The organism is Azonexus fungiphilus (genome assembly GCF_003634965.1).
In the GTDB taxonomy this organism is placed as follows: Bacteria; Pseudomonadota; Gammaproteobacteria; order Burkholderiales; family Rhodocyclaceae; genus Azonexus; species Azonexus fungiphilus.
This window is the reverse complement of sequence record NZ_RBXP01000019.1, coordinates 116,466-131,902: the sequence shown is the minus strand read 5'-3', so window position 1 is coordinate 131,902 and position 15,437 is coordinate 116,466. Positions and strand designations below refer to the sequence as shown.

Here is a 15,437-nt window from a genome sequence, read left to right as displayed (position 1 = left end):
TAGATAAGGTCCGCCATGTCCTATCGCAGCCTCGTCGTGCTGGTCAGTACCTTGCTGATGGCGATCTTTGCCGGGGTGGCGCTATTCGGCGCGCGGCTGGCCGAGCGGCGGCTGGCCGACACGCTGGCCGGCGAGGCGCAGCGCTTGCAGACTGCCTACGAGGTGTCGCAGGGCGAGCTGCAGCAGCAGATGATGGCGCTGGCCGGGATGATCGCCGCCGATCCGCAGGCGGCGGCGCTGCTCAAGTCAGCCGCCGCCGCGGTCGACGAGCAGGGCAGCGGCGGCGAACGGGCGGCGCTGCGGCGCCAGCAGCTCTACCTCCACCTCTATCGCGCCTGGGGCTACCTGCAGCGCGAGCTCGGCGTCCGCCAGATGCAGTTCGTGCTGCCTGGCTCGATTTCCTTCCTGCGCTTTCATGCCCCGGCCGAGCACGGCGACCGGCTCGACGAGCTGCGCCGGATGCCGGCCGACGTCGAGCGCTCGCGCCAGCCGCGCAGCGGTTTCGAAACCGGCCGCACCTTCGCCGGCATCCGCGGTGCGGCGCCGGTTTTCGATACCCTGGTTCGCCCCGGCGATGCGCCCGAACTGCTCGCCATCGTCGAAACCGGGATCGCTTTCGACGGCTACATCCAGCGCCTCAGCGAGCGTACCGGCGTCGGCTTCGGCGTCCTCCTCGAACCGGCGGCGGTGACCGCGGCGATGTGGGAGAGCTACCGGCCGCCGGCCGCCAGCGCCCGTGCCGATGCCTGCTGCTACCTGCTCGCCGCGTCGCGCGGCGAACTCGCCGAGTGGATGGCCGGCGAGGCGTTGCCGCCCTACGCCGGCATCGCCCGTGCCGACCTGGTCCGGCACGGCGAGACGACTTTCCAGCTGATCCGCTTTCCGCTGCGCGATTACGCCGGCCTGGCCGAGCCGGCGCGGCCGCCGGTCGGCTCGGTGCTGATCTGGCAGGATGTCGGCACGGCCATCGCCGCCGCAGGCCGTTACAAGCGTGAAGGCGCGATCAACCTGCTGGTTGCCTATCTGGTAACGCAACTGCTGGTCCTCTTCCTGGTGCGCGCGCTACGCCGCGAGTGGCGCCACCAACTGACCGAGCAGACGGCACGTGTCGGTGCTTTGTTGCACCAGAACGAGGTGCTCCTGATGACTGCCGGCGAAGGGATTTTCGGCGTCGACCGCAAGCACGTGACAACCTTCATCAACCCGGCGGCGCAGAAGATGCTCGGCTACGAACCGGAAGCAGTGGTCGGCCGCAACATGCACGCGCTGATCCACCAGCGCACTGCCGGCGGCGAGGTCTGCGCGCTGGCCAACTGCCCGATCGCCCGTACCCTCGACGACTGCCAGCCGCACGTTTGCGAGGACTGGCTGGTGCGCAGCGATGGCAGCGTCTTCCCGGTACAGATGACGGTGACGCCGATCCGTGAGGGCAGCGATTGCAACGGGGCCGTGATCGTCTTCCGCGACATCAGCGAGCTCAAGGAAAAGGAAGCGGCGCTGACCCATCTGGCGCGCACCGACACCCTGACCGGGCTGGCCAACCGGCGCCATTTCATCGAGCAGCTCAACGCCGAGATCCAGCGCTGGCAGCGCAATTCGCACCAGGCGGCGCTGCTCATGGTCGACCTCGACTTCTTCAAGCGGGTCAACGACACCTGGGGGCACGCGATCGGCGACGAGGTGCTCGGCCATTTCGCCGAGACGCTGCGCCATTCGCTGCGCCGCATCGACCTGCCCGGGCGGGTCGGTGGCGAGGAGTTTGCCGTGCTCCTGCCCGACTGCAACGCCGCCGATGCCCGTGCCGCCGCCGAGCGCCTGCGCCAGCTGGTCGAAAGCCAGCCGGCGCCGACCGCCGCCGGGCCGGTCGCGATCACCGTCAGCATCGGCGTGACGCTGTTCCAGGCTGGCGACGTCTCCGGCGACCAGCCGCTGCTGCGCGCCGACCGCGCGCTCTATCGGGCCAAGCAGGCCGGTCGCAACCGGGTTGTCTGCGATTTCTGCTAAGTCGCTGTTTTGCCGGCAGGTTCAAGATTCCGCTTGCATCGCCGGTATGACTTGGGTATTTTTGCATAACTGATAAAAATAGTACAAATACGGAGATCGGCTTCTTTTCACGAAGGAGGCGTCATGCAAGCGCAGGCAAGTGGCAGCGGCAAGGAGTGTTTCCTCGAAGCGGGGAAACCGATCGTCACCAAGACCAATCTCGAAGGGCGTATCACCTACGCCAACGATTCCTTCGTCCGCATCAGCGGATTCACCCGCGAGGAACTGGTCGGCTCGCACCACAACATCGTTCGCCACCCGGACATGCCGAAAGAGGCTTTTGCCGATCTCTGGCGGGTCATCAAGCAGGGCAACCCCTGGCGCGGGCTGGTCAAGAACCGGACCAAGGATGGCGACTACTACTGGGTCGAGGCCTTCGTCACGCCGCTGACGGAAAATGGCCGGATCGTCGGCTACATGTCGGTGCGCAGCACGCCGGCACGTGCCGATGTCGAGGCGACGGAAACCCTGTACGCGGCGGTGCGCGCCGGCCGTGCCCGCTTTCCGGCGACGCCGTCGCCGAGTCCGCTGAGCCGGCTGCGCAGCGGCGTCTTCGGCCTCTGCGGTGCGATCGCCGTGGTCGGCGGTGTTGTCGCCGTCCTGGCCGGCGGCATCCCGGCACTGCTCGGGGGCGCCGTGGCGGTGCTGGCGGTGGTCCTCGGCGGGCGTCTCGAACTGGCCTTGTTCCGGCCACTGGGCCGGGTTTCCGAGGCCCTGCTGCAGATCGACGAAGGCCGCCTCGACCAGCGGATATCGCTGGGCGGCGGCCTGCCGGCGATCGCCGGGCAACTGGAAGCGACCCGCATCCACCTGCGGGCGATGTTCGCCGATGTCCTGGTGTCGACCCGCGACGTCGATAGCGGCGCGGAAAACCTGGAGCAATCGATGGCGGCGCTGGCGCAGGAAGCGCAGGTGCAACGCGAACGGATCATGCAGATTGCCGCCGCGATGGAGCAGATGAGCGTCTCGATCAACGAGATTTCCGGCAATACCCAGTCGTCGCTGGACGCTGCCGGTCAGACCGAAACCCAGGCGGTGTCGGGCATCGACAGTGTCGAGGCGGGGGCGACGCTGAGCGGCGAGGCGGTCAATACGGTCGAGGAATCGCGCCGGCGCCTGGAAGAGGTGGCGGCGTCGATCCGCCAGATCAGCGGGGTTTCCCAGATCATCAAGGATATCGCCGACCAGACCAACCTGCTGGCCCTGAACGCCGCCATCGAAGCAGCGCGGGCCGGCGATACCGGGCGCGGTTTCGCGGTCGTTGCCGACGAGGTGCGGACGCTGGCCGAACGGACGGCGAACAGCACGCTCGATATCGGCAAGCTCGTCTCGGAGATATCGCGCCAGTCGGAGCTGGCCGTCGATGCCATGCACAAGGCGGTCGAGCAGGTGGCACGGACGCGCGGCAGTTTCGACGGCAGCGGCGATCGCCTGCGCCAGATCCACGACGCGAGCACCCGGGCGGCGCATTTTGCGCGGGAGATTGCCTCGATGCTCGAGCAGCAGTCGTCGGCATCGCATGAAATCGCCATCGCGCTGGAAGGCTTCACCGTCTCGATCGACAGCAGCAGCAACAGCATCGCCGGCGTCGGCGATGCCGCCCGGCAACTCAACCATACCGCCGGTGAACTGCGCCTGCTGGTCCGTCACCTCGAGCAGTCGATCGCCGGCTAAGCGGCGCTCAGCTGTCGCGGGCGACGCCCAGCTGGCGTATCCACTGCTTCTGGATTTCCTGGCGGCGCTTGCCGGTGAGGCGTTCGACGATCTTCGCGCAGACTTCGTCGAAGGGCATCGGGCCGCTGACCAGGATCGTCTCGCAGCGGATGATGTGCAGGCCGATCTCGGATTCGACGACGGCACTGATCTCGCCCTCGGCCAGCGCGAAGGCGGCGGCCTCCAGCTGCGGATACAGCTGCTGGCGGCGGACCGTGCCCAGGCGGCCGTTTTCGAGCGCGGTCGGACAATGCGAGTGACGCAGCGCGGCGGCGCCGAAACGTTCACGGTCGACCGCCGTCAATCGCAGATTTTCAAGCAGGCGGCGGGCGTCGGCCGCCTGCTGCGGGGTTTCGTAGGTGATCAGGATGTGGCTGAGCAGGCGGGCTTCGGGCCGGTCGAAGGCATCCGGGTGCAGGCGGTAGTAGATCTCGGCATCGACGCGGCTGACCGGCTCGGCCTGGGCGGCGACGCGGTCGAGCACGGCTTCGACGCGCAGGTCGCGTTCGACGGCAGCGGCCAGGCCGGCTTCGTCGAGGCCGATGCGGGCGAGGTCCTGAACGTAGGCCTCGGTGTCCGGGTAGCGTTGGCGGATCTCGTCGAGGCGGGTGCGCAGGGTCGGCTCGGGGACGACCACGTTGGTTGCCGCGGTGCTGGCCAGGATGCGCTGTTCGATGCCGTCCTGGCGGGCGGCGACCTGGCTGAGCCGGGTGCGTTCCGGGGCGCTGAGCGTTTCCGGGGCCTTCTGGAAGAGTTCCCAGGCCAGTTTCAGTTCGAGGTAGGCGTGTTCCATGGTTTCACTCCAGCGGCCCGCCGACGTCCAGGATGTCTTCCGGAATCTGCAGCAGGCGCCCCGGCAGGCTGTCGAAATGGATGTGGTAGGCGACGCCGCCGGGCGCGTCGCGAATCACCCTGATCACCTCGCCGATGGCCCCGAGCGGCACCAGCACCTCGCCGCCGACGGCCAGCTGGCGGGCGGCGCGGACCTTGTCGCGGAACTCGAAGCGCGACGGCGTCCAGGGTTCGTCGCCACCGATCAGCTCTTCCTCGCGGCAGCCGACGATCTTGCCCTCGTCGAGGAAATTGACCGAGTAGATGATCTGGTCCTGCAGGAAGGTGCCGACATCGACGACGTAGCCGATGCTGCCGCGGCGGACCAGCGGCGCGCCCGGGTCGAGGCCGGGATAGGTCCCGTCGTTGCGGACGTTGCGCACCAGGCGCACCGCCTCGCCGTATTCCCACTTGGCGTTGATCATTGGCGGAAGACCTTGTCGAGCGAGACGAAGGAGCTGAAGCCGCCCTCCGGCCGGGCCTGGTTCTGGAAGACGGCGAAGACTTTCTCGGTCAACGAGTCGGAATGGACGAAATCCAGGTAGGCGCGCTCCAGCCACAGGCGGTAGATGCCGCGCTGCTGTTCCTCGTCCGGCGGCAGGTTGGGGGCCTGCTTGGCGAGGTAGTCGTGGAAGCGCTGCAGGATGTGCAGGCGGTTGACGTGCACCACCGCCGGCTCGTACGGGACGGCGAAGTAGTCGAGGAAATCTTCGGCGGAAACCAGGTCTTCCAGGGCTTCGGCCAGGGTCAGGGTGTCTTCCATGATGCCTCCTCAGGCGGGCGCAAGGGTTGATTCGGGAAATGTTGCGGTCGCCGCTTCGCGACCGCGAAATTCGTCGACGACTTCGAGCAGCTTGCCGGCGCCGAGCTGGTCGCGGCTGTCGAGCGCCGCCAGCTTGATCAGGCGGGCGCGCGAAGCGGCGATCCGGCCGAGGCGCAGGAGGACGACGCTGGCCGCCTTCAGCGCCAGCAGATGGAAGCGCAGCAGGCCGAAGGAATTCGCCGCGGCCGGGCCGAGGCGGTTCTCGTCGAGCTGGTTCCAGTCGTCGGGCAGGCCGAGCTGGCGGCCGGACAGGGCGAGCGCCCGTTCGGCGACCTGAAGCGCGTCTTCCAGCCGGTGCTGGTAGAAGTAGTAGCGATAGAGGCCGACCAGCACCGTCAGGTTGTCCGGGGCCAGCAGGTGGGCGCGCAGCAGCGCCAGTTCGGCCGAAGGCTCGCCGTACTCGCGCGCGGCCAGCGCCAGCAGCGCCTCGGCAGCGGCCGGCAGCGGGTCCTCGAAGTAGAGCTTGCAGTCGTTGAAGTCGAGCAGGTCCATGTCAGCGTACCGCCTCGTGCATGCTGTCGCTGTCGCAGCAGAGGTCGCCGGCCGAGCAGGTCCGGCAGTCCTCGCCGTGGGCCGGCGCCGGCTGCTGGCGCAGCGCCGCCAGCTCGCCCTCGAGCGATTCGATGCGCTCGATCAGGCAGGCGATCGAGCGGGCGACCGGATCGGGCAGCAGGTTGTGGTCGAGGTTGATGCCCTGGGGGGCCGGGCGGATGCCGCGGGTATCGACGATGCGTCCGGGAATGCCGACAACGGTGCGGTCGGCGGGAACGTCCTTGACCACCACCGAGTTGGCACCGACGCGGACGCGCTCGCCGACGGTGATCGGGCCGAGGATCTTGGCACCGGCGCCGACGACCACGCCGTCGGCCAGCGTCGGATGGCGTTTGCCCTTGTTCCACGAGGTGCCGCCGAGGGTGACGCCGTGGTAGAGGGTGACGTCGTCGCCGATCTCGGCCGTTTCGCCGATGACGACGCCGGCGCCGTGGTCGATGAAGAAGCGGCGGCCGATGCTGGCGCCGGGGTGGATGTCGACATTGCTCAGCATGCGCCCGAGGAAGGACAGGAAGCGGGCGGCGTAGCGCCAGCCGCGCTGCCACAGCCGGTGCGCCAGGCGATGCACGAGCAGGGCATGGACGCCGGGATAGGTGGTCAGGACCTCGAGGCGGGAACGGGCGGCCGGGTCGCGTTCGAAGACGCAGGCGAGGTCTTCGCCGAGCATGGCAAGGAGGCCGGGGGCGGCGGGGCGGCTGGCGGTCATGGTCATCGCTTCAGACATGGAGCGGGCTCCTGGAAGAAGCCAGGAGGCCGAGCAGGTCGGCGGCCTCCGGCGGATGCTTGCGGGCGGCGACGAAGGCGCGCACGCCTTCGAGCAGCGACTGGGCGGTGCCGGCATCGAGTTCGACGCCGAGTTCGTGGTAGACCAGCTGGACGGCGCGTGTGCCCGAATGCTTGCCGAGGACGATGCGGTGCGCCTGGCCGACCTCGCGCGGGTCGAAGCCCTGGTAGTTGTCGGGATGCTTGAGCAGGCCATCGACGTGGATGCCGGCCTCGTGGGTGAACGCGCCGGCGCCGACGACGCTCTTCTGCCAGGGGACGGCGCGGCCCGACGCATGGGCGACGGTGGCCGAGAGCGCCGGGAAATCGCGCAGTTCGACGCCGGTGGCGATCGCGTGCAGCTTGTTCAGGCCGAGCACGACTTCTTCGAGCGGCGCGTTGCCGGCACGTTCGCCGAGGCCGTTGACCGTGGTGTTGGCGTGGGTCGCACCGGCCTTGCAGGCAGCCAGGGTGTTGGCAGTGGCCAGGCCGAGGTCGTCGTGGGCGTGCATCTCGATCTCGAGCCCGGTCGCCGCGCGCAGGCGGGCGATCCGGTCGTAGGTGGTGAATGGTTCGAGGATGCCGAGGGTATCGGCAAAGCGCAGCCGGCGGGCGCCGGCACCTTCGGCACAGGCGGCCAGGGCGCACAGGAAGTCGGGGTCGGCGCGCGAGGCATCCTCGCAACCGACGCCGACCTCGAGGCCGAGGTCGAGCGCCATCGCCACGTAGCGCGGCAGCTGGCGCAGCAGCCAGGCGCGGTCCTGCTTCAGCTTGTAGGCCAGGTGCTGGTCGGAGGCGGGCACCGAGATGTCGATCAGGTGGGCGCCGAGGTTGGCGCAGGCGGCGATGTCCTGCGCATGCATCCGGCTCCACACCATCAGCCGGGCACGTAGCCCGAGGCTGGCGACGGCGCGGATCGAGTCGCGCTCTTCGTCGCCCATCGCGGGAATCCCCACTTCGAGTTCGGGTACGCCGGCGGCGTCGAGCCGGCGCGCGATCTCCAGCTTCTCGGCCAGCGAGAAGGCGACCCCGGCCGACTGCTCGCCGTCGCGCAGGGTGGTGTCGTTGATCGTGACGAAGGTCGGCTGGCTCATGGCAATCTCCTTGTAGTTCATTTAGCAAGGTGGGTGCCAGGTTTTAATTCATTGATTTTAAAGCGATGTCTGTTCCTGGTGCCTGGTCGTGGCGAGCACTTGTCGGGTTTGCGACAAGCGGCTTCAAACGGCGTAGGGCTGGTGCAGCCAGTGGCGGATGACGTCCACGTCGCGTTGCGGCAGGTAGGCGAAGCCGGCCAGCGCATCCTCGACGGTGGCCTGGGCGACCCAGTGCGGTACCGCCTTGGTCGTCAGCATGTGGAAATACCAGGCGAGCGGGTAGCCGACGGCACGGTCGAAGCGGTTCAGGGCTTCCTGCAGCGGGAGACCGCTGGTTCCCGGCGGCGCCGCGAATTCCGGCGGATCGCCGGCCAGCGTCGCGATCGGCTGGGCGCGGAAGACCGGCTGGTGGTAGCGGTCGAGGTGTTCGCGGGTGGCGATCACCCAGTGATTGGCGTAGCTGCTGGCGGCGCCGGCGCTGCTCTGGCGCCAGTCGGCGATCATCCGGTGGATCGGTGCCGGTTCCGGCTTCTGCGCCAGCATCCGCTCGAGGAAGGCGCCGATGTGCTGGATCCGGCGCAGTTTGTAGCAAGGCAGCCCGAGCGGCAGCGGTGGGTCGCCGCCGCCGCGCGGATCGACCAGTTCCTCGAGCGTTGCCGGCTCGTTGGCGAACAGCCGGTGGCCGCGGACTTCCTGCAGGTCTTCGATTTCCAGTTGCAGGAAATCGTCGCAGCCGTCGCCGACGGCCGCGGTCAGGTAGTGCGTCTGGCCGACCAGGCGGGTGGCGTGGAGGTTTTCTCCGGCGTGCGCGTCGATCAGCTGGTGAATGTCGCCGTCGCAGGCGTCGAGGGCATCCTCAACCCAGGCTTCGAGGTTGTCGCTGATCCGGGCGCCGCTGTCGTCGACGATGCCGCCGAGCCGGTACCAGCCGCCGCGCGCCAGCGCGTGGCGGAAATTCCAGTCGGGCAGGGCCTGGTTGAGCGCCCGTGCCAGGCTCGCGCCGCCGGCGGCGACTGCCGTCCGGGCACAGGTTTCGACGATCGCCGGCGACAGCGACTTGCAGTATTCGATCCAGGCCTGGCTGGTTTTCATGATCGGTTTTCCTGGGTTGGACTGGGGGTGTTTGCGTTCAGGCGGGCGCGCACGGCGTCGCGGACTTCGCCCTCCGGGTCGGCGAGAAGCGGGGCCAGCGCGGCGATCGGGGCGCTGCCGACGGCCGCCAGGCGGACCCACCATTCGCTGTCGTCGAGCAGGCGGGCGGCGAGTTCGGGCAGGGCGCGTTCGCCGACGATGGCGCGGACCTCGGGTTCGGGATCGTCGGCCAGCCGGTGCAGGGCGAACGAAGGCAGGCGGCTGGCGACGATCTTGCGCACCTCGCGCTCCGGATCCTTGAGCAGCCGGCTCAACTGGCCGTGCGGCAGGCGTCGGGCGACGGTGGCGCGGATCAGGTAGTCGGGATCGTCGAGCAGGCGATGGAGCAACTGCTCGGGCAGGCGGGCGGCGACCGACAGGCGGACTTCGCGGTCGGGGTCGCGGAGCATGCTGTCGAGCTGGGTGGCCGGCAGACGGCTGGCGACAACGCGGCGGACGACTTCGTCAGGGTCGGTTTTTAGCGAAAAAATGCGGTCGACCGTCGCATAGCGGGCGGCAATCGCGCGCCGCTCCCAGAAGATGTCGGCGAGGTAGTTGTCGGCCTGCTCGCGGTTCTGGCGCAGGAAACGGTCGATCTGGCGGCCGCTGTGGGCACGGATGCAGGCGTCGCCCGGCGTGCACCGGCCAGCCTCGAGCAGCGCCGGGTAGTGGGCGCAGCCGGCGCACAGCCCGAGGCGGCCGACCCCGGCCTGGGCTTGTGCCGTCTCACTCGTCATCGGCCCGGGCGGCGAGCAGGATGCCGGTGGCGATCGCCGGGTCGTTGGTCAGTTCGAGGCAGTGGCCGTTGGCGCCGGCGATCAGGTAGAGCCGGTGCTGCGCGAGTTCGGCGGCCGGGCGGAAGCGCGGCGAGATGTCGTCCTCGCTGCATTCGCTGAAATGCAGGTCGGCGAAGCTATGGCGCAGCGCAGCCAGGGTCGGCGCCTGGCGCGCCGCGGCGGCGATGGCGGAGAGGCGTTCGGGGGCGATCATCAGGCGTCTCCGGCGGCGACGTGTTCTTCGAAACGGGCCAGCGAGGCGGCCGGCACGCCCATGATCTGGGCCAGCCACGGCGGTGGGCTGCCCAGGCGCTGCTGCAGTTCTAGCAGGGCTTCGCGGGCGGGGCCGCCCGCCGGCTTCTTGACCGGGTGCACGCCGGCGCGGACGACCTTGGCCGCAGCCGGGCCGCCGATCGACTGGACGTAGACGATCTGGCAGTCGCCGATCAGCGCCGAGCGGGCAGCGTTCTTGTCCTCGGCGGCGTCGGCTTCGACGGTGCTGCGCACGTCGATCAGGCGGATCGCCTGCGGGCCGACCTGGTAGACCAGGAAACGGTCGCAGGAGCCGAAGTGGCCGTCGAGGTTCTCGCCGCGGTTGGCGGCGACGGCAACGCGCACCGAGCCGGGCATTTCGCCCTCGCTGTAGGCGTCGACCGCGGGAAAGTCGTTGCTGTGCACGCCTTCGCCCCAGAGCAGGCGGACGGCTTCCTTCAGCTGCTCGGCATCGACGCCGACGTGGCAGCCCTGTTCGGCGAAATCGCCGGCCAGGATCTGGCGCAGATCCTCGACCGTCAGCTTGGCCAGCTTGGCTTCGCTGAGCGGCGCTTCCAGGTGTTCGAGCAGGGCGCCGACGAAGGCCCGGACGTCGAGGCCGTTGAGGGCGCGGGCGGCGAGCGCGATGCGCAGCGCGGCGGCGCGGGAGGCGATGGGCGATTCGGACATGCTGGGCTCCTGGCTGGGGTCTTCAGTGGAGTGCCGGGGGCGGCCCCCGGCACTCGGCTCAGGACTCAGGCCGGGGCGATGCAGCCCGACGGGCAGGCGTCGACGCACAGCGGCGAATCGCCGTGGCCTTCGCATTCGGTGCAGGTCGCGGCGTCGATCTTGTAGAAGACCTTGCCGGAACTGATCGACTTGGTCGGACAGACCGGCTTGCAGTCACCGCAGGCGGTGCACATGTCGGAATCGATCTTCATTGCCATGATGCTCTCCTTTCTGGCCGCGCTCGCTGGCGCTTGGCTGGCTTGGCGGCAGGTTGTACGGTTCAGTCCTCGGCGGCCCCGAGGCGCTTGGCGCGCAGCGAAATCGGCAGGCGCGGCGGCTTCGCGATCGGGTCGATGTAGTACGAGCCGCCGTTGTCGAGCTTCAGCTCGCCGCCCCATTTTTCCGGGCTGTCGAACTCGATCGACTCAATCGAGGCTTCCAGGTCGCGCTTCGGGAGATAGAAGGTCAGCCCTTTTTCACCCTGGCGGATCATGATGTTGGCCATGCTGTTGCTCCCTTGATTGGCGGGTCGCCCGCGTGCCGGTGCCCCGACGGTCGTTGCCGACCGCGGGGCGCCGGCATTGCGCTTAGCGGACCAGGTCGAAGTTGTAGTCGGTCGTACCCATGCCGATCGTTTCCTTGTCGAGCTGCTCGAGGACGGCGTTGGTCAGCTGGGTGACCACCGACATCATCCCTTCGTAGCCGAGCGTGGTCGCGCGGTGCATGTGGTGACGGTCGAAGATCGGGAAGCCGATGCGGATCAGCGGAACCTCGAACTCCTCGCCCTTGTAGCGGGTGTCGCGCTGGATGTACTTGCCGTACGAGTTGCCGATCAGGAAGTCGGGCTTGTCGGTGAAGCACAGGCTGCGCATGTGCCACAGGTCGTTGCCGACATAGACCTTGCCATTGACGCCGAACGGGCTGGAGTCGAGCAGCTTCTGCACCGCCTTGCCCCAGCGCTTGTTGGCGTTGTGGGAGAGGATGTGGGTCGGTTCGGCACCAACTTCGAGCAGCACCTTGACCATGCCCATGACGAAGTCCGGGTCGCCGTAGAGCGCGAATTTCTTGCCGTGCAGCCAGGCATGGCTGTCGGAAATGAGGTCCATGCAGCGGCCGCGTTCGAGTTCCAGCGAAGCCGGGATCGGCTTGCCGGTCAGCTCGGAGACCTTCATCAGGAACTCGTCGGTCCATTCGACACCCATCGGGATGTTGAGCTTGGGCACGTCGTGGTTCCAGGTGCCTTCGACGAACTTCTTGGTCTTTTCCAGCTGGGCCGGTTGCAGCAGGATCGTCGTGATCGCGTTCGGTGCATCCTTGATCTCGGCTATCGTGGTGCCGCCGGCGTACATCCGGAATTCACCGTCGGCCGGGGTGTCGAAGACTTCGGTCGGATCCGAGAGCATGGTGTAGCCGACGCCCATCTCGGTCAGCATGCGCTTGATCACGCGGTAGTTGCCGAGGTAGGTTTCGAAGCCCGGGACCAGGTTGACCGTCGGCTTGCTGCCGGCCTTCTTGCCTTCCATGTCGTTCAGCGTGAAGTAGCGCAGGATGCCTTCTTCCATGTTGTCCCAGCCGGTGACGTGCGAGCCGACGAAGGACGGGGTATGGGCGAAGGGAACCGGATAGTCGTCGGGGATGTGACCTTCCTTCTTCGAGTTGTTGATGAAGGCGTTGAGGTCGTCGCCGATGACTTCGGCCATGCAGGTGGTCGACACGGCGATGATCTCCGGCTTGTACAGCGCCTTGGCGTTGGCCAGGCCGTCGAACATGTTCTTCTGGCCGCCGAACACCGCCGCGTCTTCGGTCATCGAGTCGGAAACGCAGGAGCACGGTTCCTTGAAGTGCCGGTTGAAGTAGGAGCGGAAGTAGGCGACGCAGCCTTGCGAGCCATGCACGTAGGGCAGGGTCTTGTGGAAGCCCGAGGCGCACAGCACGGCGCCGAGCGGCTGGCAGGCCTTGGCCGGATCGACGGTCAGGGCTTCGCGCTGGAAGTTGAGGTCCTGGTATTCCTTGGTCGTCGACCACATGAAGGTTTCGAAGACCTTGTCCGGGCCGTGACCTTCCTCGAAGTTCTGGCGCTTCTCGGCCAGGTTCTTCTTGTAGTCGTCGTCGCGGAACAGCGGGTAACAGGGCTTGATGTTGTCTGCGGTTTGCATTTGCGATCTCCTTGCCGGCACCGCTCATCCGCGGCGGCCGGCGCAAGGTTTGAGAATTTGCCTCAGGCGGCCTTCTTGACTTCTTCGGCGTCGACCTTCTTCCAGGGCGGCGTCAGGTTCTTGAACGTCGGGTTGGAGAGGGCGATGTCCATGTCACGGGCGAAGATCGCGAAACCGTCGTAACCGTGGTACGGACCGGAGTAGTCCCAGGAGTGCATCTGGCGCAGCGGAATGCCCATCTTCTGGAAGATGTACTTTTCCTTGATCCCGGAGCCGACCATGTCCGGCTTCAGGCGCTTGACGAACTCCTCGAGCTCGAAACCGGTGACGTCGTCGTAGAGCAGGGTGGCGTCGCCCATTTCCTTGATCGTGCGGTCGTAGTCGTCGTTGTGGGCAAACTCGTAGCCGGTGCCGATGACTTCCATGCCGAGATCCTCGTAGGCGCCGATGACATGGCGCGGACGCAGGCCGCCGACGTAGAGCATGACCTTCTTGCCCTGCAGGCGCGGCTTGTACTTGGCGATGATGGCGTCCATCATCGGCTGGTAGCGGGCGATCATCGCCTCGGTCTTTTCCTTGACCGAATCGTCGAAGAAACCGGCGATCTTGCGCAGCGACTCGATGATCTTGGTCGGGCCGAAGAAGTTGTATTCCATGTAGGGAATGCCGTACTTCTCTTCCATGTGGCGCGAGATGTAGTTCATCGAGCGGTAGCAGTGCAGCAGGTTCAGCTTGACCTTGGGCGTGTTCATCATTTCCGCCAGGGTGCCGTCGCCGGACCACTGGGCGACCACGCGCAGACCCATTTCCTCGAGGAGGATACGGGTGGCCCAGGCGTCGCCGCCGATGTTGTAGTCGCCGATGATGGCGACGTCGTACGGGGTCGATTCGAAGGCCTGGCCGTCGCGCTTGTCGAGCACCCAGTCACGGATCGCGTCGTTGGCGATGTGGTGGCCGAGCGATTGCGAGACGCCGCGGAAGCCTTCGCAGCGCACCGGGATGACCGGCTTGCCGATGACCACCGAGCTCTTCTTGGAGACCGACTCGATGTCGTCGCCGATCAGGCCGATCGGGCATTCGGACTGGACCGAGATGCCGTTGTGCAGCGGGAACAGCTGTTCGACTTCCTCGATCAGCTTGGTCAGCTTCTTGTCGCCGCCGAAGACGATGTCTTTTTCCTGGAAATCCGAGGTGAAGTTCATCGTGCCGAAGGTGTCGATGCCGGTGGTGCCGACGTAGTAGTTGCGGCGTCCGGCGCGCGAGTACTGGCCGCAGCCGACCGGGCCGTGCGAGATGTGGATCATGTCCTTGATCGGACCCCAGACCACACCCTTGGAACCGGCGTAGGCGCAGCCGCGGATGGTCATCACGCCGGGCAGCGACTTGCGGTTCGAGGTGATGCACTTCTTCGATTGTTCAATGGAAGTATCGTTGGCAGCCAGGTGCTTGGCACGATCCTTCTTGGCTTTTTCCGGATAAACCTCGAGCACCTCGGCGATGAGGGCTTCGGTTTCTTCGCGAGACAGAGTCGTCATGTTTTCCTCCTGACGTCGCCACCAATCCGTGGCCGACGTGCTGGTTGAAAGCGGCAGGTGCCTGCGCACCCGCCGTACGGCGGATGTTGCTCAGGCGGCCAGGTCGGCGGCGGTCTTGCCGACGATCGACTCGTCTTCCTGTTCCATGATGCCGAATTCCATCAGCAGCTCTTCCAGGTGTTCCATCTCGATCGGGGTCGGGATGACCAGCATGGTGTTGTTCATCACCTTCTGGGCCAGCTGGCGATACTGGTCGGCCTGCTTGTGCGTCGGGTCGTACTCGATCACGGTCATGCGGCGGATTTCGGCGTGCTGGACGGCGTTGTCGCGCGGCACGAAGTGGATCATCTGGGTGCCCATGGCCTTGGCCAGCGCCATGATCAGCTCGTCCTCGCGGTCGGTATTGCGCGAGTTGCAGATCAGGCCGCCGAGACGGACGCCGCCGGAGTTGGCGTACTTGACGATGCCCTTGGCGATGTTGTTGGCCGCGTACATGGCCATCATTTCGCCGGAGCAGACGATGTAGATTTCCTGCGCCTTGTTTTCGCGGATCGGCATGGCGAAGCCGCCGCAGACCACGTCGCCGAGCACGTCGTAGAAGACGAAATCGAGTTCGTCGTCGTAGGCGCCTTCTTCTTCCAGGAAGTTGATGGCGGTGATGACGCCGCGGCCGGCACAGCCGACGCCGGGTTCCGGGCCGCCGGATTCGACGCACTTGACGCCGCCGAAGCCGACCGAGAGGACGTCTTCGAGTTCGAGGTCTTCGACCGAACCGGCTTCCGCCGCCAGGTGCATGACGGTCGTCTGGGCCTTGCTGTGCAGGATCAGGCGGGTAGAGTCAGCCTTCGGGTCGCAGCCGACGATCATGACCTTCTTGCCGGCTTCGGCCAGCGCCGCCACCAGATTCTGGGTGGTGGTCGACTTGCCGATGCCGCCCTTGCCGTAGATGGCGCATTGACGCAGTTTTGCCATGGTGTAATCTCCTTGTATCTGTCAGTCGATTTGAAAGGAATTGGTGAGTGTCGCGACTGACCATCTGC

At 66.9% G+C, this 15,437-nt stretch carries 17 protein-coding genes; 2 read left to right on the top strand and 15 right to left on the bottom strand.

What is annotated here, in order from left to right; genetic code table 11:
* Nucleotides 1–15 precede the first annotated feature (15 nt).
* Together DFR40_RS15500 and DFR40_RS15495 are read left to right on the top strand one after the other, a co-directional pair.
* Nucleotides 16–2,004, top strand: a complete 1,989-nt coding sequence (locus DFR40_RS15500; protein ID WP_121459406.1) for a sensor domain-containing diguanylate cyclase — start codon at nucleotides 16–18, stop codon at nucleotides 2,002–2,004.
* Nucleotides 2,005–2,127: 123 nt separating this feature from the next.
* A complete protein-coding gene (locus DFR40_RS15495) occupies nucleotides 2,128–3,717 on the top strand; it encodes a methyl-accepting chemotaxis protein (RefSeq protein ID WP_121459405.1) in 1,590 nt (529 codons plus the stop codon).
* A gap of 7 nt (nucleotides 3,718–3,724) precedes the next feature.
* Here DFR40_RS15495 and nifM read toward each other — a convergent pair whose 3' ends face one another.
* The 15 genes from nifM to nifH all read right to left on the bottom strand — a co-directional run bounded on the left by nifM (nucleotide 3,725) and on the right by nifH (nucleotide 15,369).
* Nucleotides 3,725–4,549, bottom strand: coding sequence for a nitrogen fixation protein NifM (gene nifM, locus DFR40_RS15490; RefSeq protein ID WP_121459404.1), 825 nt, complete (start codon nucleotides 4,547–4,549; stop codon nucleotides 3,725–3,727).
* Between the two features lie 4 nt (nucleotides 4,550–4,553).
* Nucleotides 4,554–5,012: a nitrogen fixation protein NifZ gene (locus tag DFR40_RS15485; protein WP_121459403.1), complete on the bottom strand. Its 459-nt coding sequence runs from the start codon at nucleotides 5,010–5,012 to the stop codon at nucleotides 4,554–4,556.
* On the bottom strand, nucleotides 5,009–5,350 hold the full coding sequence (gene nifW / locus DFR40_RS15480; RefSeq protein ID WP_121459402.1) for a nitrogenase-stabilizing/protective protein NifW: 342 nt from the start codon (nucleotides 5,348–5,350) through the stop codon (nucleotides 5,009–5,011). The genes DFR40_RS15485 and nifW overlap by 4 nt, the downstream gene beginning before the upstream one ends.
* A gap of 9 nt (nucleotides 5,351–5,359) precedes the next feature.
* Nucleotides 5,360–5,902, bottom strand: a complete 543-nt coding sequence (locus DFR40_RS15475; RefSeq protein WP_121459401.1) for a hypothetical protein — start codon at nucleotides 5,900–5,902, stop codon at nucleotides 5,360–5,362.
* Nucleotide 5,903: 1 nt separating this feature from the next.
* Complete coding sequence (gene cysE, locus DFR40_RS15470; protein ID WP_173580523.1) at nucleotides 5,904–6,686, bottom strand: serine O-acetyltransferase; 783 nt, start codon at nucleotides 6,684–6,686, stop codon at nucleotides 5,904–5,906.
* Nucleotides 6,679–7,818 (bottom strand): homocitrate synthase, encoded by a 1,140-nt coding sequence (gene nifV / locus DFR40_RS15465; protein ID WP_121459489.1) that lies wholly within the window; start codon nucleotides 7,816–7,818, stop codon nucleotides 6,679–6,681. The genes cysE and nifV overlap by 8 nt, the downstream gene beginning before the upstream one ends.
* Before the next feature lie 123 nt (nucleotides 7,819–7,941).
* Nucleotides 7,942–8,910 (bottom strand): hypothetical protein, encoded by a 969-nt coding sequence (locus DFR40_RS15460; protein ID WP_121459400.1) that lies wholly within the window; start codon nucleotides 8,908–8,910, stop codon nucleotides 7,942–7,944.
* The gene (locus DFR40_RS15455; protein WP_121459399.1) at nucleotides 8,907–9,686 is read right to left on the bottom strand and encodes a 4Fe4S-binding leucine-rich repeat protein; all 780 of its coding nucleotides are present in this window, start codon (nucleotides 9,684–9,686) and stop codon (nucleotides 8,907–8,909) included. The genes DFR40_RS15460 and DFR40_RS15455 overlap by 4 nt, the downstream gene beginning before the upstream one ends.
* Nucleotides 9,676–9,939: a DUF6129 family protein gene (locus DFR40_RS15450; RefSeq protein ID WP_121459398.1), complete on the bottom strand. Its 264-nt coding sequence runs from the start codon at nucleotides 9,937–9,939 to the stop codon at nucleotides 9,676–9,678. The genes DFR40_RS15455 and DFR40_RS15450 overlap by 11 nt, the downstream gene beginning before the upstream one ends.
* A complete protein-coding gene (locus tag DFR40_RS15445; protein ID WP_121459397.1) occupies nucleotides 9,939–10,667 on the bottom strand; it encodes a dinitrogenase iron-molybdenum cofactor biosynthesis protein in 729 nt (242 codons plus the stop codon). Before DFR40_RS15445 ends, DFR40_RS15450 begins: the two co-directional genes overlap by 1 nt.
* A 65-nt stretch (nucleotides 10,668–10,732) precedes the next feature.
* Complete coding sequence (locus tag DFR40_RS15440; protein ID WP_121459396.1) at nucleotides 10,733–10,924, bottom strand: ferredoxin family protein; 192 nt, start codon at nucleotides 10,922–10,924, stop codon at nucleotides 10,733–10,735.
* Between the two features lie 62 nt (nucleotides 10,925–10,986).
* On the bottom strand, nucleotides 10,987–11,211 hold the full coding sequence (gene nifT, locus DFR40_RS15435; RefSeq protein ID WP_121459395.1) for a putative nitrogen fixation protein NifT: 225 nt from the start codon (nucleotides 11,209–11,211) through the stop codon (nucleotides 10,987–10,989).
* A gap of 82 nt (nucleotides 11,212–11,293) precedes the next feature.
* Nucleotides 11,294–12,862: a nitrogenase molybdenum-iron protein subunit beta gene (gene nifK, locus DFR40_RS15430; protein WP_121459394.1), complete on the bottom strand. Its 1,569-nt coding sequence runs from the start codon at nucleotides 12,860–12,862 to the stop codon at nucleotides 11,294–11,296.
* Between the two features lie 62 nt (nucleotides 12,863–12,924).
* Complete coding sequence (nifD, locus tag DFR40_RS15425) at nucleotides 12,925–14,397, bottom strand: nitrogenase molybdenum-iron protein alpha chain (protein WP_121459393.1); 1,473 nt, start codon at nucleotides 14,395–14,397, stop codon at nucleotides 12,925–12,927.
* A 90-nt stretch (nucleotides 14,398–14,487) separates the two neighbouring features.
* Complete coding sequence (nifH, locus tag DFR40_RS15420; protein WP_121459392.1) at nucleotides 14,488–15,369, bottom strand: nitrogenase iron protein; 882 nt, start codon at nucleotides 15,367–15,369, stop codon at nucleotides 14,488–14,490.
* Nucleotides 15,370–15,437 lie beyond the last annotated feature (68 nt).